Annotated in this window: 20 protein-coding genes; 5 read left to right on the forward strand and 15 right to left on the reverse strand. The window is 73.0% G+C overall.

All coding sequences use genetic code 11. The features are described 5' to 3' along the window. The first annotated feature begins 253 nt into the window (after nt 1-253). A complete protein-coding gene (locus tag AB0F40_RS24160) occupies nt 254-1,468 on the forward strand; it encodes a S8 family peptidase (RefSeq protein WP_357473823.1) in 1,215 nt (404 codons plus the stop codon). A 69-nt stretch (nt 1,469-1,537) separates the two neighbouring features. Here AB0F40_RS24160 and AB0F40_RS24165 read toward each other — a convergent pair whose 3' ends face one another. Continuing rightward, a complete protein-coding gene (locus AB0F40_RS24165; RefSeq protein WP_357473825.1) occupies nt 1,538-2,125 on the reverse strand; it encodes a TetR/AcrR family transcriptional regulator in 588 nt (195 codons plus the stop codon). Between the two features lie 78 nt (nt 2,126-2,203). On the opposite strand from AB0F40_RS24165, the gene AB0F40_RS24170 reads away from it, so the two are divergent. Both AB0F40_RS24170 and AB0F40_RS24175 read left to right on the forward strand, forming a co-directional pair. Continuing rightward, nucleotides 2,204-2,929, forward strand: a complete 726-nt coding sequence (locus AB0F40_RS24170) for an SDR family oxidoreductase (protein ID WP_357473828.1) — start codon at nt 2,204-2,206, stop codon at nt 2,927-2,929. A 142-nt stretch (nt 2,930-3,071) separates the two neighbouring features. After that, on the forward strand, nt 3,072-3,995 hold the full coding sequence (locus tag AB0F40_RS24175) for a COX15/CtaA family protein (RefSeq protein ID WP_357473831.1): 924 nt from the start codon (nt 3,072-3,074) through the stop codon (nt 3,993-3,995). A gap of 50 nt (nt 3,996-4,045) precedes the next feature. Here the strand turns inward: AB0F40_RS24175 and AB0F40_RS24180 are convergent, their stop codons facing one another. After that, a complete protein-coding gene (locus AB0F40_RS24180; RefSeq protein ID WP_357473834.1) occupies nt 4,046-5,218 on the reverse strand; it encodes an FAD-dependent monooxygenase in 1,173 nt (390 codons plus the stop codon). A 66-nt stretch (nt 5,219-5,284) separates the two neighbouring features. Here AB0F40_RS24180 and AB0F40_RS24185 point away from each other — a divergent pair, with 66 nt between their 5' ends. Further along, nucleotides 5,285-5,926: a TetR family transcriptional regulator gene (locus AB0F40_RS24185; RefSeq protein WP_357473836.1), complete on the forward strand. Its 642-nt coding sequence runs from the start codon at nt 5,285-5,287 to the stop codon at nt 5,924-5,926. A gap of 39 nt (nt 5,927-5,965) precedes the next feature. Here the strand turns inward: AB0F40_RS24185 and AB0F40_RS24190 are convergent, their stop codons facing one another. From AB0F40_RS24190 to AB0F40_RS24250, 13 genes are all read right to left on the reverse strand, one after another. Beyond that, nucleotides 5,966-6,961, reverse strand: a complete 996-nt coding sequence (locus tag AB0F40_RS24190; RefSeq protein ID WP_357473839.1) for a hypothetical protein — start codon at nt 6,959-6,961, stop codon at nt 5,966-5,968. Between the two features lie 64 nt (nt 6,962-7,025). Next, nucleotides 7,026-7,664 (reverse strand): NUDIX hydrolase, encoded by a 639-nt coding sequence (locus tag AB0F40_RS24195; RefSeq protein ID WP_357473842.1) that lies wholly within the window; start codon nt 7,662-7,664, stop codon nt 7,026-7,028. Beyond that, nucleotides 7,661-9,337 carry a CTP synthase gene (locus AB0F40_RS24200; RefSeq protein WP_357473845.1) on the reverse strand — a complete coding sequence of 559 codons (1,677 nt, stop codon included), beginning with the start codon at nt 9,335-9,337 and terminating at the stop codon, nt 7,661-7,663. Before AB0F40_RS24200 ends, AB0F40_RS24195 begins: the two co-directional genes overlap by 4 nt. A 127-nt stretch (nt 9,338-9,464) precedes the next feature. Continuing rightward, the gene (locus AB0F40_RS24205; protein WP_357473848.1) at nt 9,465-11,207 is read right to left on the reverse strand and encodes a lipid II flippase MurJ; all 1,743 of its coding nucleotides are present in this window, start codon (nt 11,205-11,207) and stop codon (nt 9,465-9,467) included. Further along, nucleotides 11,204-12,100, reverse strand: a complete 897-nt coding sequence (locus tag AB0F40_RS24210; RefSeq protein WP_357473850.1) for a hypothetical protein — start codon at nt 12,098-12,100, stop codon at nt 11,204-11,206. The genes AB0F40_RS24205 and AB0F40_RS24210 overlap by 4 nt, the downstream gene beginning before the upstream one ends. Nucleotides 12,101-12,311: 211 nt before the next feature. Continuing rightward, entirely contained in the window at nt 12,312-13,268 is a 957-nt protein-coding gene (locus AB0F40_RS24215; protein ID WP_357473853.1) for a copper transporter, read from the reverse strand. Nucleotides 13,269-13,360: 92 nt separating this feature from the next. Then, nucleotides 13,361-14,584, reverse strand: coding sequence for a putative cytokinetic ring protein SteA (gene steA, locus AB0F40_RS24220; protein ID WP_357473856.1), 1,224 nt, complete (start codon nt 14,582-14,584; stop codon nt 13,361-13,363). Nucleotides 14,585-14,589: 5 nt separating this feature from the next. Further along, nucleotides 14,590-16,344 (reverse strand): DNA repair protein RecN, encoded by a 1,755-nt coding sequence (gene recN / locus AB0F40_RS24225; protein WP_357473859.1) that lies wholly within the window; start codon nt 16,342-16,344, stop codon nt 14,590-14,592. A gap of 8 nt (nt 16,345-16,352) precedes the next feature. Next, on the reverse strand, nt 16,353-17,300 hold the full coding sequence (locus AB0F40_RS24230) for an NAD kinase (RefSeq protein ID WP_357473862.1): 948 nt from the start codon (nt 17,298-17,300) through the stop codon (nt 16,353-16,355). After that, nucleotides 17,297-18,307, reverse strand: a complete 1,011-nt coding sequence (locus tag AB0F40_RS24235; protein WP_357473865.1) for a TlyA family RNA methyltransferase — start codon at nt 18,305-18,307, stop codon at nt 17,297-17,299. Before AB0F40_RS24235 ends, AB0F40_RS24230 begins: the two co-directional genes overlap by 4 nt. Nucleotides 18,308-18,318: 11 nt before the next feature. Continuing rightward, nucleotides 18,319-18,495, reverse strand: coding sequence for a hypothetical protein (locus tag AB0F40_RS24240; RefSeq protein WP_357473868.1), 177 nt, complete (start codon nt 18,493-18,495; stop codon nt 18,319-18,321). Nucleotides 18,496-18,919: 424 nt separating this feature from the next. Beyond that, the gene (locus AB0F40_RS24245; protein ID WP_357473877.1) at nt 18,920-19,924 is read right to left on the reverse strand and encodes an HAD hydrolase-like protein; all 1,005 of its coding nucleotides are present in this window, start codon (nt 19,922-19,924) and stop codon (nt 18,920-18,922) included. Further along, the gene (locus AB0F40_RS24250; RefSeq protein WP_357473871.1) at nt 19,924-21,189 is read right to left on the reverse strand and encodes a hypothetical protein; all 1,266 of its coding nucleotides are present in this window, start codon (nt 21,187-21,189) and stop codon (nt 19,924-19,926) included. Before AB0F40_RS24250 ends, AB0F40_RS24245 begins: the two co-directional genes overlap by 1 nt. On the opposite strand from AB0F40_RS24250, the gene AB0F40_RS24255 reads away from it, so the two are divergent. Then, nucleotides 21,133-22,527: a hypothetical protein gene (locus tag AB0F40_RS24255; RefSeq protein ID WP_357473874.1), complete on the forward strand. Its 1,395-nt coding sequence runs from the start codon at nt 21,133-21,135 to the stop codon at nt 22,525-22,527. The two genes, AB0F40_RS24250 and AB0F40_RS24255, sit on opposite strands and share 57 nt — an antisense overlap. The last annotated feature ends 190 nt before the right edge of the window (nt 22,528-22,717 follow it).

A 22,717-nucleotide genomic window follows, 5' to 3' on the forward strand; every position in this document is an offset into this window, starting at 1 on the left:
GTTGACGTGAGATCGGTCGGTTGAAGGACCGATCTCACGTCAACGGACCGAACTCATCCCGGCGTCCGTGCAAGTGACCGAACCCAGTGGCGCAGCTGCCCGCCAGCCCGCGGGTCCCGCCGGTCCCCCAGCCCCGCCAGTCCGCGAAAGCACCTACCCTCACTCATAGCCGCACGGTATGACTCTTTCGTGAGTATGCGGGTGAAATTTACCCTTTTAGGGTTCACTTCACCTACATCCCCAGGGAGGCAGCGTGACTTCCACACACAGCAACCGCCGTCGGCTGATCGTCGGCGCGGGCATAGCAATCGCACTCGCAGCGGCTCCGGCCGCCGCGGCCATGACGTACACGACGCCGGACGAGGTCACTGCGCCCGTCGCGGGCGCGCTGATCGAGGACTCGTACATCGTCGTGCTCGAGGACTCCGACGTCGCCAAGGCCGAGGTCAAGGGCACGGCCAGCACCCTCGTGCAGAAGTACGGCGGCGAGGTGCGGCACTCCTACACCAACGCGGTGCGGGGCTTCTCGGCGTCCATGTCGCCGGGCCAGGCCAAGCAGCTCGCGGCCGACCCATCGGTGGCGTACGTGGAGCAGAACCGCGTGGTGACGGCCAGCGACACCCAGTCGCCGGTCCCCTCCTGGGGCCTGGACCGCATCGACCAGGCGGAGCTGCCGCTCGACGACTCGTACACGTACGAGAGCTCGGGCTCGGGGGTGACGGCCTACATCGTGGACACGGGCATCCTGACCACCCACGAGGACTTCGGCGGCCGGGCGGTCAGCGGCACCGACACGGTCGACGGTGACGACGACGCCACGGACTGCGCGGGTCACGGCACGCACGTGGCGGGCACCGTGGGCGGTTCGGCCCACGGCGTCGCCAAGGACGTCTCGCTCGTCGGGGTCCGCGTCCTGGACTGCGGCGGCTCGGGCAGCTTCGACGGCGTCATCGCGGGCATCGACTGGGTGACCGCGGACCACCAGGCCGGCGACCCGGCCGTGGCCAACATGTCGCTCGGCGGCGGGTTCTCGCAGGCAGTGAACGACGCCGTCTCGGCGGCCGTCGCGGACGGCGTCACCTTCGCTCTCGCGGCGGGCAACGACAGCGGAGCGGACGCGTGCGACGGGTCCCCGAGCTCCACCCCGGAGGCGATCACGGTGGGCGCCACCGAGGACACGGACGCCCGTGCGTCGTACTCGAACATCGGCAGCTGCGTGGACATCTTCGCGCCGGGCAGCGGCATCACGTCGGCCTGGTACACCAGTGACACGGACACCAACACGATCAGCGGCACCTCGATGGCCACCCCGCACGTCGCGGGTGCGGCGGCGCTCGTGCTGTCCGGCAACCCCGCGGCCACCCCGGCCGAGGTCGGCGACGCCCTGACAGGTGCTGCCCTGCCGGACGTCGTAACCGACCCGGGCACCGGCTCGCCCAACCTGCTGCTCAACGTGAGCGGCCTCTGACGGCCACGCCCACCATCCACGAGGGGACCCCGGCATCCAGCCGGGGTCCCTTCGTGGTTCCCTGGCCCGTCAGGCGAAGATGCCCGCGGTCCCCATCTCCACCCGACGGCGCCCGGCCCGTTCGTCGTCACCGAACCGGTCGACTCCCCAGGACAGCGTCGTGGCGAGCTCGAACACCTCGTCACGGGTGACTGCGTCGGCCGCGTCGCCCGACGACTTCGCGGCGTCGAGCAGGTCACCCGTCCGCACGAGCAGCGGGTTGCACGCGGAGTAGAGCGGCGACTCCGGGTCGTCGTACGTGGTGGCGACGCAGTATGGCAGGTCGTGCCAGATGCGCAGCTGCCACGTCAGCCGCACGAGCCACTCCACGAGCGCCTCCCGCGGGGTGTGCGAACGTGCCAGCTCGTCGGCCTCGGCCAGCGCCGTGCCGATGTAGTCCTCCATCACGGCTGCCAGCAGGTCGTCGCGCGTGGGGAAGTTCCGGTAGAGCGTGGCGTTGCCGACCCCGGCCCGCAGGGCGATGCCGTCCAGCGAGGCGAGCACGCCCTCCTCCGCGAAGGTCTCGCGCGCCGCGCGCAGGACCGCGTCGCGGTTGCGGCGCGCATCGGCCCGCAAGGGCCGCGGCGCCGGGGTGGGAGCACCTCGAGCAGCAGGCATGGCATCTCTCCTTGCATAAACGGGGAGGCTCCCCACATACTGATCCGGGGACACTCCCCACATGATCGAGGAGTATAGATGAACCAGACACTCGACGGCCGTACGGTGCTCGTGACGGGCGCCAACGGCGGCCTCGGAGCGCAGTTCGTGCAGCAGGCGCTCGACCGCGGGGCCCGCAAGGTCTACGCGGCGACCCGCTCCCCCGGGCGCTGGACGGACCCACGGATCCAGCCGCTGACCCTCGACCTCACCAGCCCGGACGACGCCACCCGCGCCGCCGCCACGGCCTCCGACGTCGACCTGCTGGTCAACAACGCGGGCATCGCACCGGCCGGTGACTCCGTCGCGGGACCCGAGGACGAGCTGCGCCGCACCTTCGAGACGAACTTCTTCGGCACGCTGCGCGTCGCGAACGCCTTCGCGCCGGTGCTCGCGGCCAACGGCGGCGGAACCCTCCTGAACAACCTGTCCGCGGCGGCCTGGAGCAACGTGCCGACCGGCTACGCGGCGTCGAAGGCGGCGATGTGGTCGGCCACCAACGGGCTGCGGCTCCAGCTGCGGGCCCAGGGCACGCACGTGATCGGCCTCCTCGTCGGCATGGTCGACACGCCGATGACTCAGCGGTGGGACGTCCCGAAGGTCAGCGCCGAGAGCGTGGTCGCCCAGGCCTACGACGGCGTCGCGGACGGTGCGCTCGAGGTGCTGGCCGACGAGCCGACTCGTGACCTGAGGTCCCGGATGGGCACCAGGGCCGAAGAGCTCTACCCCTGGCTCGACGCCCAGCTCGGCGCGTTCGTGCCCTGATCCAGGGGGCCGGCCCAGCAGGAGAGGTCGGCAGGAGGGGTCGGCCCGCGACCGGCCCGACCCTTCCGCGCCGGGCACAGATCACACCCGGTCAGGGCCGCATGCGGGGCGCGACGCCGCCGTCGGCCGCTAGCGTTGGGCTGTGACCGCAACCGCCGCCCCCACGTCCCGGTTCGCCGCGTTCGCCGGCTGGATCGACCGCTTCCGCCACTGGACGCGCGCCGTCATCGTCGCGAACCTGGTCGGCCAGATCGGCATCATCGGAACCGGCGGTGCCGTGCGCCTGACCGAGTCAGGACTGGGCTGCTCCACGTGGCCGGAGTGCGAGCCCGGCCAGTTCACCCCACAGTTCCACGAGGCCACGACCCTGCACCCGTACATCGAGTTCGGGAACCGCACGCTGACCGGCGTGCTGGCGCTCATCGGGGTCCTGCTCGCCGTCGCGGTCTGCACCGACCTGAAGCGGTCATCGTCCTACCGCCTGCTCGGCCTGGTGCCGATCCTCGGCGTGCTGGCGCAGGCCCTGATCGGCGGCGTCGTGGTGCTGCTGCACCTGCACCCCGGCTGGGTCTCCCTGCACTTCGGCGTGTCGGCCGCCCTCGTGGCAGCGTCGTTGTACGTGCTGCACCGGCACGACGAGGGCGACAAGGCCCCGGTCCGCGTGGTCGGACCCCGTACCCGCGCCCTGGCCTGGGCGCTCGCCGCGCTGACCGCCGTCGTGGTCGTGCTCGGCGTGCTGACCACGGGTGCGGGCCCCCACAGCGGCGACGCCGAGGTGGGCTACCGGATCGCCGTCGACCCGGCGCTGCTGACCAAGTGGCACGCCGCCGCGGTCTGGGTTTTCCTGGCCGCCCTGGTCGCCTACCTGGTGGCGGTTCGCGGCGGGCCCGCCCCGGTGCGGCGCGCCGCGGTGATCCTGGTCGCCATCACGCTGGCGCAGGGCCTCATCGGGTACGTGCAGTACTTCACCGACCTGCCCGAGCTGCTGGTGGGGCTGCACATGATCGGCGCGGCCGTGCTGATCGCGGGCACCACGCGGGTCTGGCTGACGACCCGGGTGCGCTGATTCCGGCAGCTCTGGCCCCGAGGTCGTGACTTCGCGGCAGAGCGCCAGCATCAGCGCGCCGGCAGCACGGGCGGCGCCCACTGCGCGAACCGCTCCATGGCGCCGATCATGGCGCCCGACGGGAGCGCCCGCAGCAACCCGTTGCGCATGCCGACGAGCGCCGGGTTGGCCAGCTGCTCGCCGAACCGCGCGCTCGCCCAGGCCGAGCGCAGCACCCCGGCGGTCCGGGGACGCCGCACGCGGTCGTAGGCGGCGAGCCCCTCGACCACGGAACCCGTGCCGGAGACCGACGCCGCCAGCACCACGGCGTCCTCGATCCCCTGGCCTCCGCCCTGGCCCACGTTCGGCGGCATCGCGTGCGCCGCGTCGCCCACCAGGGCGACCCGGCCCCGCGCCATGTGCGGGATCGGCTTCGGAAAGCCGTAGAGGTCGAGCTGCAGCAGCCGCTCCGGCGGTGTGGCCGCCAGGACCTGCGGGATGGGATCGTGCCAGCCCGCGAAGGCTGCCCTGGCGGCGTCCAGGTTCGCGACCGGGTCGCCCGTCGGCCGACCCGGCGGGCCCACCTGTGTCGCGTACCAGTAGAGCTGGCCGTCGGCCAGGGCGATCAGGCCGAACTCGCCACCCGGTCCCCAGGTCTGGGACATCTCCGTGATCCCGGGGTTGTCGAGCACGGCGAGCCAGGTCGTCGACCCGACGTACACGGGCTCCGTCGCGTCCGGGGCAACGGCGGCGCGCAGGTTCGACCGGACGCCGTCCGCGGCGACCACCAGGTCCGCGCTCAGCGTGGAGCCGCCCTCGAGGGTGACGGTGGCGGGTCGCGCGGTGTCGCCGGGCTCGACCGCGAGCGCCTCCGCGCCGTAGGTGACGCGGGCGTCGCCGAGGGCCTCCAGGAGGGCCGCCTGGAGGCGGGGCCGGTGGAAGGCGATGGCGATGGTGCCGAGCCGTGCGGCGATCCGCTCGGCCGACAGGTGGACCAGCGTCCGGCCCGAGCCGTCGCGGAGCATGCCCGGGGAGATCGGCCGGCCCGCCGGCCGCACCGTGCCGCCCACCCCTGCCGCGTCGAGGCCGCGCAGCGCGTTGGCCATCAGCACGATGCCGGCACCCGTGGTGCGCGGTTCGGGCGAGAGCTCGAGCACCTGGACGTCCCAGCCACAGCGCAGCAGGGCGTTGGCCGTGGTCAGGCCCGCTATCCCCGCTCCGACGACTATCGCACTCCTGGTCATCACGCCTCCCGGCTACCCGTTGTACCACTACGTTCGTAGTAGAACACATGGTGCCATACTGGGCAGGTGCCCCGGACCAACCCTGCCCGACGCCGCGCCCTGACCGACGCCGCCATCTCCCTGCTCGCGTCGGACGGCGTGCACGGGCTCACCCACCGGTCCGCCGAGCGCGCAGCCGGGCTCCCCGCGGGCACCGCCTCCAACTACTTCCGCAACCGCGAGGAGCTGCTCGTCGCGGCGGCGGAACGGATCATCGAGCTGCACCTCGACGAGATGGACCGCGTCAACACCGACGCCGTCCGCGAGGACGCCGACCGGGCGCCGGACCTCGCCGAGCTGATCGGGATCTCGCTGGAGACCGCGTCGTCGTCCCTGCGTGACCGGTACCTGGCGATCTTCGAGCTCGTGCTCGAGTCGCGGCGGCGCCCGGCGCTCGCCGCTGCCATGTCCCGCCTGGCCGGGGGTGCCGCCGCCTTCACCGGTGACCAGCACGCGCTGCTGGGTCTCGACCTGCCGCCACGGGCCGCCCCGCTCCTCATCACGCTCTACGGCGCCGCGCTGTTCGCTCTGGTGACGACGCCGAGCGACGCCGGCGTCCCGTCGGCGCACGAGCTGGCGCGCGCACTCGTCGCGGGCACGCTGGCCACCACGACGGACGCCGAGCGTGAGAGCAAACGTCTACCCAGCGATTCCGCCCGAAACCGTTGAGAGTTTCGGACCGAATCGCTGGGTAGACGCGGACCTGGGTCAGACCTCCGGGATCCAGAGGTCCTCGCCCGACGGGGGCGTGCCGACCGGGCCCGCGCCGACCGGCACAGGCACCGGCGCAGCCTCCGGCAGGTCGCCCAGCGCGCGCTGCGCCACGGCACCCGACGAGAAGTTCGCGTAGCACTCGGGGCAGTACCAGTCCGGCGTCGGTACCGGGGTGTCGAAGCCGCCGTAGACGACGTCCGGCTCGAGCCTCAGGTTGTCGTGGATGGCCTGGCCCCACACGATGCGCTTGGTGGCGCCGCGCTGGCCGCACGACGGGCACGACGGACGCATCTGCGCCCGCTGCGACAGCACCGGGTGCGGGTGCAGCAGGGCGTGGCACGGTCCGCACACCAGGAACGTCTGCTCGATGAGCTCCCCGAGGGGACGCTCGCCGGTCTCGCCGGTGTGGGCACCGTCGTCGTGCGGCCGCAGCTGCATGACGTCGACGAACCGCTCGCACGACGCGCAGCGCTCTTCGCGGCGCAGGTCGGCGCCCGCCACCTGCTTGTGCCCGAGCAGGCGCAGGACGTGCAGGTTGGGCGACAGCTCGTCGGTCTCGCAGTTGCCGGCGTCGAGCGTGCCGGTGGCACCGTGCTTGTACTGGTGGGCGATGCCGTCGAGCACCAGGCGGGCGTGCTCCTGGGGCAGCCAGCCGGACGACCGCGCGTACGCGGCGGCGCCGTTGAAGAGGTCGTCCCAGACCACTGGCTTGTCGGGGCCGAACACCTCGTCACTGACCCAGTCCTCACCCTGGCTGGTGCCCATGAGCTCGACCGCGGCGACGATGCCGGGCTCCGAGCCCACGACGGTGACGACGACGTCGCCGCGCTGCGGGCCGTCCGCACCACCCGGCAGACGGTGCTCGTGGCTGCGGCTCGCGATCGCGACCGCCTCGCCCAGCCAGTCCTCGGACCAGTTGAGGTAGACGGACGGAACGAGCCACGCCGGAAGGGACGATACGTTGGGAAGCATGTCGGGTTCGCTGGTCACGCGGGGAGAATAGCGCAGCCCGATGACGTGGCTCTAACCACGACCGGCCATCGGGCTGCACCGCTCAGTTCTTGCGGTACTCCCACGGGCTGTCGACCGGGCGCAGCGTCTCCCAGTCCGACGCCCGGCCGATCGCCGCGGCGAGCACGCCCGCGATGGTCGCGGCGTTGTGCAGCTTGCCGGCGAGCGCGAGCGCGGCGGCCTCCTCCAGCGGCACCGGCACGACGACCATGTCGGCCTCCTCGGCCTCGCGCGTGTGCAGCTCGTCGTCCGGCACCGGCGTCAGGTCGCGGGCCAGGTAGACGCGCACCGCCTCGTTGCTCCCGCCCGGCGTGGGCAGCAGGTCGAGGAGCACGTCCCAGGTGGCGGCGGACATGTCCGCCTCCTCGGCCAGCTCACGAGCCGCCGCGACGTGCGGGTCCTCGCCGTCCAGGTCGAGCAGACCGGCGGGCGCCTCCCAGAGGAAGGCGCCGACCGGGTGCCGGTACTGGCGCAGGAGCAGGACGTCGCCGTCGTCGTTCAGCGCCACGACGACCACCGCACCCGGGTGGTCCACGTACTCCCGGCGCACGATGCCGCCGGCCTCGCCCAGGTCGACCTCGTCCGAGACCATGTCGACCACGAAGCCCTGGAACGGGACGTCCAGCCGGCGCGCGGGTCGCGGGTCGATGACGTCGCCGACCTGCTCCGTGCTCGTGGTCACGAGAACTGCTTCTCGAGCGCGGCGGCGATCAGGCCCGAGAACAGCGGGTGCGCACGCGTGGGACGCGACTTGAACTCCGGGTGGGCCTGCGTGGACACGTAGTACGGGTGCAGGTCGGCGCGGAGCTCGACGAACTCCACGAGCGACGAGTCGGGCGACGTGCCGGAGATCAGCAGGCCCGCCTCCTCCAGCTCACCGCGGTAGGCGTTGTTCACCTCGTAGCGGTGCCGGTGCCGCTCGGACACCTTCTCGCTGCCGTACGCCTTGGCCACCACGGAGCCTGCGGTGAGCTGCGCCTGGTAGGCGCCGAGCCGCATGGTGCCGCCCATGTCGCCCTCACCCTCGACGATCGCCTTCTGCTCCGCCATGGTCGCCACGACCGGGTGGCTGCTGCTCGGGTGGAACTCGGTGGACGACGCGTCCGCCCAGCCCAGCACGTTGCGCGCGTACTCGATGACCATGGACTGCAGGCCCAGGCAGATGCCGAGGGTGGGCACGAGGTTCTCGCGCGCCCAGCGCAGCGCCCCGACCTTGCCGTCGATGCCGCGCACGCCGAAGCCGCCCGGCACGAGGATCGCGTCGACGCCCTCGAGGGAGGCCTCCGCACCCTCCGGCGTCTGGCAGTCGTCAGCGGCGACCCAGCGGATGCCGACCTTGGCGTCGTTCGCGAAGCCGCCCGCGCGCAGCGCCTCGGTCACGGAGAGGTAGGCGTCCGGCAGGTCGATGTACTTGCCGACGAGCGCGACCTCGACGTTGTGCTCCGGCTCGTGCACGCGCTCCAGGAGCCGGCTCCAGCCGTCCCAGTCCACGTCGTGGAAGGGCATGCCGAGGCGGCGCACCACGTAGGCGTCCAGGCCCTCGGAGTGGATGACGCGCGGGATGTCGTAGATCGACGGGGCGTCGGCGCAGTTGATCACTGCCTCGTTGTCGACGTCGCACATGAGCGCGATCTTGCGCTTGATGCTCTCCGGCACCACGCGGTCCGACCGGAGCACGATGGCGTCCGGCTGGATGCCGACGGTGCGCAGCGCGGCCACGGAGTGCTGCGTCGGCTTGGTCTTGAGCTCGCCGGACGGGCCGATGTACGGCACCAGCGAGACGTGCAGGAAGAACACGTCGTCGCGGCCGAGCTCGTGCCGCACCTGGCGCGCGGCCTCGAGGAACGGCTGCGACTCGATGTCGCCGACCGTGCCGCCGATCTCGGTGATGATCACGTCGACGGCGTCGGACGCCTGCTCGCGCATCCGGAACTTGATCTCGTCGGTGATGTGCGGGATCACCTGCACGGTGTCGCCCAGGTACTCGCCGCGGCGCTCCTTGGCGATGACGCGGGAGTACACCTGGCCGGTCGTCACGTTGGACGAGGCGGGCAGCTCGATGTCGAGGAACCGCTCGTAGTGCCCGATGTCCAGGTCGGTCTCGGCGCCGTCCTCGGTGACGAAGACCTCACCGTGCTGGAACGGGTTCATCGTGCCGGGATCCACGTTGAGGTAGGGATCCAGCTTCTGCATGGTGACGCTGAGGCCACGCGAGCGGAGAAGACGGCCGAGCGATGACGCCGTCAGCCCCTTGCCGAGAGAGGACGCCACACCACCGGTGACGAAGATGTGCTTGGTCGGCGTGGAGGCGCCGGACCGCTGACGGGACTGGAGACTGCTTCGGTGTTCGACCACGGAACTCCACCCTATCCGAGGTACGGCGTGCTCGTGGTGTAACTCCCAGCACACCCGCCGTTCACTCGCGGATTGTCGGTTTGTTCCGATCGAGTCTGCCCCCACGGCGCCGTTCTCGCCCGCCGGATCAGGCGCTCCGGGAGAACTTCCTCCGCAGCTTGCCGAGACGGGGCCCGACGGCGGCGCGCAGACCGGGGTCGAGCAGCACGGCGATCACGAGCGTGACGAGCGCGGCCAGCAGGCCAACGGCCAGCCCGAGCCCGAGGGCTGCGGCGAACCGGCCGCCGTCGAACTCCACCTCGCGCAGCGGCGCGGACGCGAACCAGCCGAAGGACAGGCGCTGCGGGGCCAGCCACGCGGGCACCAGCCAGCCGACGGCGGTCCCGGCCCCCGCGGCCACCACGAGCACCATGAGCGCCCGCCAGACGCCGCTCAGCGCGTCCCGGCCCAGATGCCTGCGCACGGCCAGGAGCAGCCCCAGCCCGGCCACGATCATCCCTGCCGTGCCGACGGCCCCAAGGACCGCCATGACGTCGGTCCGCAGCGCGTACTCCGAGCAGGAGGGCACCGTGCAGCCCCGCCCCGGCGACCGGCCCGCGAACAGCAGCGGCACGAGCGCCGCGCCGACCGCGGACACGCCCCACCCGCTCGCGGTGGCGATGACGGCGGCCCGCCCGTGGTCGACGGCGTACAGCGCGCGCGACAGGTGCAGGATCAGCGCGAAGCCGATCAGCCCGGGCGCCAGCCAGATGAGTCCCGTGGCCATGCCGGGAGCGTCGCCACGCACGATCAGGTCGAAGACCCGCTCGACGTACGGGGCCGCGGCCATCAGCGCGGCGACGCCGGCGGCCGTCACGAGCAGCAGGCTGCGCGTGGTGCGCGCCACCAGAGCGCGCAGCTCGCCGAGCCGGCCGGCCGACGCGTGCTCGGCGAAGTACGGGAACGCACTGGTGGCGATCGGGAACGCGAGCACGGCGTACGGCAGGAGGTAGACCTGCTGGGCGTACAGGTAGACCGACAGCGTGCCGTCGCCTCCGGCGGCGTTGGCCGCGCGCAGCGTCAGGAAGATCGACAGCTGCTGGACGACCAGGGCGCCGACGCCGGCGAACGCCAGGCGCGCGGCGCGCGGGCCCTCCCCCGACGGGAACCGCAGCGTGGGCCGCAGCCGCAGCCCGGTGCGCCACACGGGCACCACGAGCGGCAGGGCGAGGAACAGGACGCCGATCGTGGTGCCCCACGCCAGCCAGCCCAGGGCCCGCTCCGACAGCTCCGCGACGTCCTGCTGGTCGCCGTGCGCCAGCGCGCCGAAGACCCCGTAGACGACGATCACGACGAGGCTGGACACCAGCGGCGCGAACGCCGGCCAGAAGAACCGCTTGTGCGCCTGCAGGATGCCGCCCAGCACGACGGCGAGGCCGTAGAGCGGCACCTGTACCGCGAACACCCGCAGGAAGCCCGTGGCGACGTCCACGTGCACCGGGTCGGTCAGCCCGGTCAGGCTGATGATCGGGCGCGCCAGGAGCGCCATGAGCCCGGCCAGCGGCACCAGCACCACCAGCGTCCAGCCGAGCAGCGCCGAGGCGATCCTCGACGCCTGCTCCTTCGAGGCGGCCGTGCCGTCGGCGGTGAACGCTGCCCGGCTCAGCGGCCCGGCCAGCAGGGGCACGACGGCGCCCGCGAGCGCACCGCCTGCCGCCACCTCGAAGAGCAGGTTGGGCAGCTGGTTGGCGGAGTTGAAGACCGTCCCGACGCCGTCGGACCCGAGCCACGCGCCCTGTCCGAGCCAGCGGCCGAAACCGACCATGCGGCTGGCGAGCGTGACGACCGTGACGAGCAGCGCGGCGCTCGCCAGGGTTCTGGCGCGGCTCACGCGCCCGGGGACGCCACGGGCCCGCTGGTCGGCTCGACCACCGGTGCGGGCTCGACCGGTCGCCTACCGAGCATGTCGGCCTTGTTCAGCCACTCGTTGCCCGCGATCACCTTCGAGAAGCTGACCTTCTCCGAGGCCAGCATGAGCCCGACCACGCCCGCGAGCGCCGTCCAGCGCACCGCGCGGGACGTACCGAACGCGATCTGGCTGCCGACCAGCGCGCCGAGCGCGTTGGCGCCGCCGTCGCCCAGCATGTCCTGCTCCCCCAGGTCACCCGGGGCGGCCGCGGCCGCGGCGCCGAGCACCGCACCGGTGGCGGCACCCGCGCCGCCCAGCATGAACGGGAGGCTCGCCGCCGTGCCGGCCTTGAGGGCCCGGCCGGGGCGCAGGTCGAAGAGGTTGATCAGGTTCGCGGTGCCTCCGATGAGGGCGCCGTTGAGCCCGACGTCGACCAGGTGCCCGAACGCGCTGCCCGTGCGGCGGGTACCCACCGCCGCGGCGACGAGCGCGGAGCCGGAGATGCCGAGCACCTTGAGGCCGCCGGTGGTCAGGCGCCCCTCCAGGAGGGCGCCGAGATGCCCCTTCAGGCCCTTGGTGCGCACTGACGTGTCCTCGGCGAGGTCGTCGACCAGGCCGAAGGCGCCGGCCGCGGCCGTCGCGAACGCCGACGCCCCCGGTGCCCGGCCGCCGCTGACCGCCGCGCCGGCCACGAGCCCCGCGGTGACCGCTGGGCCCTCCAGCAGGCTGATCGGCTCGCCGCGATGGTTGGTCCGCGTCCACAGTGAGGCGCCGCCGAGTCCGCCGTCGGCGACCTTCTCGCCCAGCTTGCGGCGCGCGAACGCCGTCACGGCTCCTGCGGCGATGCCAGCGGCGATGAACCTGCCTGCACCCATGAGTACCCCTCGGTCTGTGTCGGTTCTTCGGGTCGGACTCTCAGCCTCTACCTGTATCGACTGAGCCTGCGGTTCCGCTTCGGGCGAGTACCTCGTTCCTCACCCTGCGCTGCACCTCCGGCTCAGTCTCTACTCATATCGACTGAGCCTGCGGTTCCGCTTCGGGCGAGTACCTCGTTCCTCGGTCCTCACCCTGCGCTGCACCTCCGGCTCAGTCGACCGCCGGCGGCAGGACCGCCGTCGCGTCGTCCTCCAGGCCGTACTGCCCGACGACGCCGCCCAGGCGCGCCGCGACGGCCAACGGCACGTTGATGCGGCCCACGAGCCGGTCGATGCCGCTCACCGTGCTCACCTCGGCGGCGATCTCCTCGTCGTCCCGCACCGCCTGCACGACGTCGCCCGGTTCCGTGGTCGGTCCGGCGAGCACCGCGGCGCCGGAGACCCCCTGCACCGCACGTGCGACGGAGAGCCACACGTCCTCTGCGCCCGGTTCCGGCTCCTCGGTGGCACCGTCGGCGGTCTCCTGCGGCTGGCCGGCGGGGCCCACCAGCAGCACCACCGCTTCCGCCGCCTGGCTCTGCTCGTCGCCCGGCTCCACGAGGCCGAACCGCTCCAGCTGCACCTCGAGGTCGGTGGCCTGCGAGCTGCGGTCCGTGCCACCGTCGCTGCCGGTGAGCGCGAGGGCCAGCGCCGCGCCGAGCACGGCGCTCGGGTCGTCCTGCTCCGGCGCCGCCTCGCCGAGGTTGGCGCGCAGTCCCCCGGCGAGGGTCTCGCGGGACGACTCCTCGGCGGCGTCCGTCCAAGCCTCGGTGAGCACCGACTTGGACACCACCGTGGCGCCGGCAGTGTCGATCTGGTTCAGGACACCGTCGTGCACATCCTGGGAGACCTCGCCGAGCTGCACGACCGCCACGCGGGTGCCCTCGAGCGATCCGGTCACGAGCTGCGTGCCCGCCGCCTCGATGAAGCGCTCGTCGCCGTCGAGGGCGGTCTGCGTGGCGTCGAGCTCGGTGCGCAGGTCGGTGCGCTCGGCGCGCAGCGCGTCCACCTGTTCCGTCAGGGTCTCCCCGATCGCGCCCTGCAGCGGTCCGGCACCGAGGATGATGCCGACGGCGAGCGCGAGGAAGACGGAGATGAGCGAGACGAGGTGGTATCGGAAGTCAATCACGGTACGGAAGAGTCCTTAGGCATGTTCCGGGCAGCGGGTGCCCGGCATCAGGTCGGGGCGGCAGGGTGGCCGGAGCGCGTGCTCCGGTCCGGTCAGCCGCCGAACAGGTGGCTGACCCAGGACACTACGTCGTCGAAGCGTGCCCCGATCAGTCCGAAGAAGGTCTGGCCTGCCGAGGTCGAGGCCAGCGCCGCGAGCACCGCCGCGACACCCGCCCCGGACAGCAGCGTGAGCTGGGTGTTCGAGATCCGCGTGCGGTAGAGCCGCGAGACGCCCTTGGCGTCCACGAGCTTGCCACCGACGCGCAGCCGGGTGAGGAAGGTCGACGCCATGCCCGCGCGCCCCTTGTCGAGGAACTCGACCAGCGTGGCGTGCGTGCCGACGGCGACGATGAGCTCGGCGCCCTTGTCGTCGGCCAGGAGCATCGTGATGTCCTCGCTGGTCCCCGTGGCGGGAAAGACCACGGGGTCCACGCCGAGCGCCTTGACGCGCTCGAGGCCGGGGGCCTTGCCGTCACGGTAGGCGTGCACGACGATCTCCGCGCCACAGGCCAGCGCCCGGTCGGACACGGAGTCCATGTCGCCGACGATCATGTCGGGCTGCCAGCCGGCGTCGATGATCGCGTCCGCACCGCCGTCCACGCCGATCAGGACCGGCCGGTTCTCCCGGATGTAGGACCGCAGCAGTGCCAGGTCCTCCCGGTAGTGGTAGCCGCGCACCACGATGAGCACGTGGCGGCCCTCGATCGAGGTGCTGATGTCGGGTACGCCCACGCCGTCGAGCAGGAGGTCCCGCTCGCGACGCAGGTAGGTCATGGTGTTCTCGGCGAACCGCTCGATCTCGGCCGACAGGCCTTCGCGCGCGGCTGCCTGGTCCGTGGCCACGGTCTGCGGCGTCTGGTAGGTGCCCGTCGCCACGAGAACGTCTCCGGCGAAGACCTCGCCGCCCGTGATCCGGACGTCGGCGCGCTCGTCGATCGCCATGACGGCGGGGCCGAGGTCGTCCACCAGGACGATCCCCGCGTCGACCAGGATGTCCGGTCCCGTGTTGGGGTACCTGCCGGAGGTGGACCGGGCGGCGTTCAGCACCGCGACGGGTCCGGCGGACACGAGGGCGTCCGCCGCCACGCGGTCGATGTCGACGTGGTCGATCACGGCGATATCGCCCGAGTTGAGGCGGGACGTGAGCTCCTTGGTCCGCGCTCCGATCCGGGCAGGTCCGTGCACTGTGGCCTGCGGAAGGGCCGTTCCGTGGTCGGCGGCGCTCTTCGCTGCGCTCTTGTCAGCGCGCTTCTCGGCTCGGGAGATCAGCTTCATCCGCTCTATCGTCCCACGACCGAGGACTCCAGGAGCTCCAGCGCGTGGGTCCGCGCCGTCTCCGAGTCGTCCTGGCCGGACAGCATGCGCGCCAGCTCACGGACGCGGGCGTCCGCAGTGACTTCACGCACGCCCGTCACGGTGATCATCCCGTCGTCGGAACCGGACGATCCGGCGTCGCCGTCGGAGCTCTTGGTGACCACGAGGTGCGCGTCCGCGAACGCCGCGACCTGCGCCAGGTGGGTCACGACGACCACCTGGGTGCTGCGGCCCAGCTGCGCCAGCCGCCGGCCCACCTCGACGGCGGCCCGGCCGCCCACCCCGGCGTCGACCTCGTCGAACACGAAGGTGCTGCGGGGGGTGTCGGCGGTGCGCTCGGCGGCCGCGCCGCCCGAGGTGGCCAGGGCGACCTCGAGCGCCAGCATCACGCGCGAGAGCTCACCGCCGGACGCGCCCTTGCCGAGCGGCCGTTCCGGCGCACCGGGGTGCGGCACGAGCAGGAAGGTGACCTGGTCGGCGCCGAACGGGCCGGGCTGCTCGAGCGGCTCCGCCGAGACCACGAGGTGGGCGCCGCCCATCGCGAGGCCGTGCAGCTCGTTCGTGACGGCGTCGGCGAGCTGGGACGCGCCGCGGGTGCGCTCCGCCGTGAGGATCTCGGCAAGCCTGGCCAGCTCGCCGTCCAGCTCGGTCACCCGGTCGCGCATGGCGGTGAGGCGGTCGCCGCCGTCGTCCAGGTCGAGGAGGCGCAGGCCGGCGTCGCTGGCCCACTGCAGGACGTCGTCGATCGTCTCGCCGTAGGAGCGGGTCAGGGCGTTCAGCTCCGCCATGCGGTTGTGCGCCGTCTCCAGGCCCGCCGGGTCCGCCTGCAGGTCGTCGACGTACGCGGCGACGTCGGTGGCGACGTCGGCCAGCAGGTAGCCCACCTCGGCGAACCGCGTCGCGAGCGTGCCCAGCGCCGCGTCGGAGTGCGCGGCGGAGTCCAGCGCCCGGCGTGCCCGTTCGACGAGCGCTATCGCGTTCTCCCTGGCCCCGTCGGCGTCCTCGCCTGCGACCGCGTCGTGCGCCTCCGTGGCCGCCGCGCGCAGTCCCTCAGCGTTGGACAGGCGCTCGATCAGCGCCTGGAGGTCGGCGTCCTCGCCGGTCTGCGGGTCGACCCGCTCGATCTCCTCCAGGCCGATCCGCAGCAGCTCGACCTCACGTGCGCGCTCGGCGCCGCGCGCCTCCAGGTCCGCGATCTCGGCGAGGAGACCGCCACGCTCCGTCCAGGCGGTGCGGTAGGCGGCCAGCACCCGCTGATGGGCCGGGCCGACGAACGTGTCCAGGGCGTCGCGCTGCTTGGCCGACGTCCGCAGCCGCAGCTGGTCGGACTGGCCGTGCACGGTGAACAGGTCCTCGGCGATCTCGGCGAGCACACCCTGCGGCACCGACCGGCCGCCCAGGTGGGCGCGCGACCGGCCGTCGGCGATGGTGCGCAGGATCACGACGGTGCCGTCGTCCTCCACCTCGCCGCCCGCCTCGGAGACGCGGCCGAGGACGGCATCGCGCCCCGAGACGCGCACCCGGCCCTCGACCGCGGCCGACGACGCCCCCGGGCGAACCGACTGCGGGTCCGCCTTGGCGCCCATGAGCAGGTTGAGCCCCGTGAGCACCATCGTCTTGCCCGCACCGGTCTCACCCGTGATGACGGTCAGGCCGTCGGACAGGGGGACCCGGGCCGAGCGGATGACGCCCAGGTTCTCGATAGCGATCTCCTCGAGCACCTGACTCCTTAATTCTCTGGTGTGGTGGCGGCTGGGTCAGAAGGTACATCCTGTACCTCCGCGTCCCCTGACCCGACACGGTCCCGCCAGCCCGAGACGGGCAGATTGAACTTCGACACGAGGCGGTCCGTGAACGGCGCGTTGGACAGGCGTGCGAGCCGCACCGTACCCCCCTGACGCACGACGACGCGAGAACCGCGGGGCAGCCGGATCTCCCGCCGGCCGTCACACGTCAGCACCCCCTCGACCGTCGACTGGGGCAGCACGTCGACCGTGTACCGCGACCGCGGGCCGATCACCAGCGGCCGGGCGAACAGCGCGTGCGCCGACAGCGGCACCATGAGCACCGCGTCGACATCAGGCCAGATCACGGGCCCGCCACCCGAGAAGGCGTGCGCCGTCGAGCCCGTGGCGGTGGACATCACGACGCCGTCGCAGCCGAACGACAGCAGAGGCCGCCCGTCCACCCCGATCGCGACCTCGAGCATGCGGTCACGCGTGGCCTTCTCGACCGTGGCCTCGTTCAGCGCCCAGCCCACCACCGGCTCTGCCGTGCCCGGCAGGTGGACCGTCACCTCGACCGTCGCACGCTCCTCGACCTCGTAGTCGCGGGCCGCGAGCCGCTGGACGGCGGCGCGCAGGTCCTCCCGCTCCGACTCCGCGAGGAAGCCCACGTGCCCGAGGTTCACACCGAGCAGCGGCACGTCGGTGCCGCGGGTCAGCTCCGCGGCACGCAGGATGGTGCCGTCGCCCCCGAGCACCATCACCGCCTCGGACCGGTGCACGCCCTCGCGGACCCGGTTGGCCGCCATGTGGTCGCCGAACTCCTCGGCCAGCGCGTCGTCGTGCAGCGTGGCCTCGAAGCCCGCCGCCTTGAGCTCGCGCAGGGCCTCGGCCAGCGCCGCGACCGCCCGGGGGCGTCCGCCATGAGTCACGATCAAGACGCGTCTGGTCACAGCTCGTGCTCCTTGTGCTCGTCGGTCTGCTGAGTTCTCTGCGCGGCCCCCGGACGCCCCCGCACGACGACGGCCGGCGGCTCGGGCGGGTGGCCCGGCCGCTCGGCGGGCTCACCCTGCGCCGGGAGCCAGGCCACCGCGACCTCGACGGCGTCGGCCAGCTCGTGCTCGCGGGGCGCTTCGACAGGCTCGGTGACGAGCTCCGCGCCCAGCTCTTCCGTGCTCCCGCCGGTGGGCCCCCCGCCGTCCTCGGGCGCGAGCCACAGGAAGAACTCCCGGTTCCCGCTCGGGCCGGGCAACGGGCTGGGCACGACCGCACGCACCTGTAGCCCCGCGTCCTGCGCGGCGTGGGCCACCGTACGCACCACCTCGGCGTGCAGTGCCGGGTCGCGCACCACGCCACCGCTGCCCAGCCGGTCGCGCCCGACCTCGAACTGCGGCTTGATCATCAGCAGCGCGTGCGCCCCCGGGCGCAGCACGCCCGCCACGGCAGGCAGCACCACGGTCAGGGAGATGAACGAGAGGTCGGCGACCACGAGGTCCGGCGCCCGCGCGAGATCGGCCCGCGTGAGGTCGCGGACGTTGAAGCCCTCGACGACCGTGACCCGATCATCGGTGCGCAGCGCCGGGCGGAGCTGGTCGTGCCCCACGTCGACGGCGACCACGTGCGCGGCACCCCTGCGCAGCAGGACGTCGGTGAAGCCGCCGGTGGACGCGCCCAGATCGGCGCAGAACGCACCCTCGACCCGTGGTCCGCCCGGCACCCGAGCCAGCGCGTCCAACGCACCGGCCAGCTTCAGTGCGGCGCGCGACGCGAAGTCGTGCTCCGGGTCGTGCCCGGGCAGCAACGACACGTCCGTGCCGTCAGTCACCGCCGACGACGGCTTGATCACCACCCGGCCCGCGACCAGCACCCGGCCGGAGCCGACGAGCTCCGCGGCGTGGCGCCGGGAGCGGGCCAAGCCACGGCGGACCAGCTCCGCGTCCACCCGCGTGCTCCCTGTCATGGTCGCCACTGTCAGGCGTCACCGCTGAGGTGCGCGCGCAGCGTGTCGTGCACGGCCTCGAACCGGGCGACGTGATCGGCCGGGGGCAGGTCGTCGAGCCCGTCGAGCGCGTCGAGTGCACTCCGGACACCCGCGTCGGGATCAGCCGGGCCGCTCGAGGTTTCCTGGGTCTCGTAGAACTCGTCCATCGTGCGTCAACGCTCCACTGTGCTCGTCCGTGCTCGTCCATGCTCGTCCATGCTCGTCCGTGCTCGTCGGGCTGCCGCCCGTCGCCCCGAGCCGTCTGCCTGCTGCCTGCTGCCTGCTGCCTGCTGCCTGCTGCCTGCTGCCTGCTGCCTGCTGCCTGCTGCCTGCTGCCTGCTGCCCCACACGGTACCCGCCGCCGCCGAGAGAACCTGGGAGAAAACGGCCAGGTTCTGTAGGTGGCGACCACCCTCCGGCCGAGTGCAGACTTCGTCGCCCCCGTGGTCGCCGAGTGCAGAGTTGGTCGCGGGTAGGGACGGCGTATCCGCGACCAACTCTGCACTCGACGCATCAGGGGGCGACCAGGTCTGCAGTCGACCGGTCCGGGGGACGGAGCGCCAGCCTCATGGATCCCCGCGGTGGCCCGGGTCAGACGGGCAGGTCTGGCACCGACGTCAGGTCCAGCGACTCCCCCGCGTCGACGGCAGCCCACGCCGCGGCGCACGCGGCGCGGACCAGGTCGATTCCCGCCCCGTCGAGCCGCAGCCCGCCGTCGGAGACCTGGGCCGCCGCACCACCGCACACGTACCAGTCGTCCATGAGCGCCGGCGCGGGGTGCGGTTCGAGCAGCGCACGCAGGTCGGCTCCCAGGAACGACGGGCGCTCGCCCGGCACCGCGAGCACTGCGTCGCGCGCCGTCGAGACACCCGTCAGGACGTGCAGCCCCGGGTATCCGCCGGCGCGTGCCCCGGCGAGGTCCGTGTCGAGCCGGTCCCCTATCACCAACGGCCGGCTCGCCGCGACCCGCTCGACCGCGAGCCGGTACATGGTCGGCGACGGCTTGCCCGCACTGTCGGGCGTGACACCCGTCGCCGACACCACGGCGCCCACCAGGGCACCGTTCCCCGGCGCGAACCCCCGCGCCGTCGGGAGCGACAGATCCAGGTTGCTCGCCACGTGCCAGGCACCGCCGCCCACCGCGTACGCCGCCTCGGCGAGCTGGGTCCAGCCCACCTCCGGCGCGTAGCCCTGCGCGACCGCGTCCGGCTTGTCGTCCGCCGTCTCCACTACCGTGAAGCCGGCCGACCGCACCGCCGTCACCAGGCCCTTACCGCCGACGACCAGCACCTTCGCGCCCGCGTCCAGCCGGGTGGCGAGCAGCGCGGCACAGGCCTGCGCGGCAGTCATGACCTCGCCCGGATCCGTCGGGATCTCCAGGCCGGTGAGCTGGCCCGCGACGTCCTCCGGCTCGCGCGACGCGTTGTTCGTCACGAAGAGCAGGCGCATCCCGTCCGACCGTGCGGCAGCGAGGCTCGCCGCCGCATGCTCGATCGGCAGGTGCCCCCGGTACGCCACGCCGTCGAGGTCGACGAGCGCGAGGTCGTACGCCGTGGCGAGCGAGGTGTCGCTCGCCAGCAGGCCGGCACTCGCGATCACGCCTTCTCCTGCCCGACGTCGGGGCGGTCGCCCTCGGGAACCGACTCGCCCTCGGTGTTGCTCACCTCGGGTTCGCTCGGCTCGTCGGCGACGTCGGGCTGGTGGACCGCGGCCTCGGCCGGCTCCTCTGCGGATGCCTCCGTCGAGCCTGCGGCCGCCGGTTCGACGGGCGTCCCAGGTTCGCTCGGCTCGTCGGCCTCCTCCGGCTCGTCGGCCTCGTCGGCCTCGTCGGGCGAGTCCGCGGAATCCGCCGAGTCAGCAGAATCGGCTGAGTCAGCGGAGTCCGCCGAGTCACCAGAGTCCGCCGAGTCACCAGAGTCCGCCGAGTCACCAGAGCCCGCCGAGTCACCGGAGCCGGCTGAATCCACCGAGTCGGATGAGCCAGGCGAGCCGACCGACTCGTCGTCCTCGTCGTCCTCCTCGTCGTCCTCGTCAGCAGGCTCGTCGGCGACCTTCTCGTCGCTGTCGTCCTCGTCAGCAGGCTCGTCGGCGACCTTCTCGTCGCTGTCGGGCACGTCGGCCGGCTCGTCCGCATCCGCGTCCACCGACTTCTCCGGCTCGTCCCCTTCGTCGTCCGACGGGTTCTCCGTGAACTCCTCGGGGTGGTCGGCGACGTACTCCTCCTCGGCGAGCACCGCGTCCTCCTCGACGTCGAACACCGTGATGTCCTCACCGGGTGTGTCCGCGCCGATGGCCCGCTCGAGCGCCTCGCTGTCGACCGAGGCCAGCAGCGCGGTCGCCTCGTCCGGCCGACCGGCAGCCTCGAGTGCCACGGCGCGCGCCTGAAGGACCCGCAGGCCCAGGTCACCCTTGGCGTCCTCCGCCGCGACCTTGTCGAGCGCGGCCAGCGCGGCGTCGTGCTCGCCCAGGTCCGAGCGGGCACCGCTCGCCACGATCGCGAGCTCGACGCGGCCGGTCGCGTCGAGCGACGCGGCCTCCTCCGACGCCGCGAGCGCCAGGGCACGCTCCGGACGGCCGAGGCCGCGCTCGGCGTCCGCCATGATCGGCAGGTGCTCGGACGAGCCGTTCAGCCGGCGAACCGTGCGCAGCTCGCGCAGCGCCTCGGCGAACCGGTTGGTGTGGTAAGCGGCCAGGCCGGCAGCCTCCCGCACGATGTCGATCCGGCCCGCGCCGCGCACCGCCGCCTGGGTGTGCTCGTAGGCACGCTCCGGGTCGACGTCGAGCAGCCGGCCCGCCATCACCAGGTGCAGTCCGACGTACTCGGCGTGGTCCTTGCTCAGGCCGCGCAGGCGCCCGCGCACGTCGCGGTCGAGCTGGCTGAACGAGGCGTCCTCGGCGATCTCCGGCTCGGGAGGCCGCGGCGCACGTTCCTCACGCTCCCCGCTGACGCTCTGGGCCGGACGGTCGTCGCGGTCACCGGACGAGCGGCGGGGACGGTCTGCGCGGTCGTCGCGGCGCGCCGGACGGTCTGCGGTGTTCCCGCGGAACGGGCGAGCGCCCCGGTCGTCACGGCCACGGCTGTCTCGCGCGCCCCGGTCGTCGCGGTCACCGAACGAGCGGCGCGGACGGTCCTCGTCCCGGCGTGCCGGGCGGTCCGTACCCCGGTCGTCCCGGCGGACCGGGCGGTCACCGTCGTTGCGACGTGGGCGATCGGTGCCGCGGTCGTCACGACGCGGACGGTCAGTACCCCGATCCTCGAACGAACGACGCGGGCGATCGTCACGGTCGCCGAAGGAACGGCGCGGACGGTCATCGTCCCGACGTGCCGGACGATCCGTACCCCGGTCCTCGCGACGCGGACGGTCAGTACCACGATCCTCGAAGCTGCGACGCGGGCGGTCGGTGCCCCGGTCGTCGAACGAACGACGCGGACGGTCATCGTCCCGACGCGCCGGACGGTCATCGTCCCGGCGCGCCGGACGGCTACCACCCCGGTCCTCGAAGCCACGGCGCGGCCGGTCGTCACGGTTGAAGCTTCGGCGGGGGCCGTCATCCCGCCGTGCGGGACGGTCGTCGTCCCGGCGCAGGGGACGGTCGTGCTCGCGACGCACGGGCCGCTCGCCGTCGCGGCGCACCGGGCGGTCACCGCCCCGGTTGTCCCGGTCCTCGGACGGACGGCGCGAACGGTCGCCGTCGTTCCCGCGGTACGGGCGGTCGGTGCGTGGGGCGCGGTCGTCGCGGCCGCCGCGGTACCCGGAGGGCGCGCCGCGGTTGTCCCGGTCGCCAAAGGAACGGCGGGGACGGTCGTCATCGTTGCGGCGGGGCGCACGGTCCCCGGTGCCCCGGTCGTCCTGGCGGGGACGGCCGCTACCCCGGTCATCGCGCCGAGGGCGGTCGGTGCTCCGGTTCTCGTACGACCGGCGCGGGCGGTCAGCGCCACGGTCGTCGCGCCGAGGGCTGTCACCGCCACGGGCGCCGTCATGCCGGCGGCCCCGGTCACTACCGCGCTCTCCGCCGCGGTCTTCGCGACGCGGACCCTGGCCCTCGTTGCGACTGCCGCTCTTGCGCTCGCCTCGGCGGTCGCCCTCGCGGTCGTTCCCCTGGTCACGGGGCGTTTCGTTCACGGTGTTCCCTTCGATGACAGATGCCCGCACATTCTCCCATGCGGGCGGCCGTCCCCAGGGGTCGAAAGGCTGTGACGTTGCGTGCCCGACGCCGGTCGTCCCGCCGTCGGCCCCGGCAAGGTCGGTCGGATGCACTTGGCCGGGATCGAGGCAGGCAGCAGGTCCGCTTCGAGAATGCGATCCGACATGGATATGACGCGTAACCTGAACTGCCAGCCGGCGGACGAGGTCAGTGTCGAGGCCGCCGTCGTCGCGGTAGTGACGC

Origin of the sequence: Promicromonospora sp. NPDC023987, assembly GCF_040639055.1 — a bacterium.
In the GTDB taxonomy this organism is placed as follows: Bacteria; Actinomycetota; Actinomycetes; order Actinomycetales; family Cellulomonadaceae; genus Promicromonospora.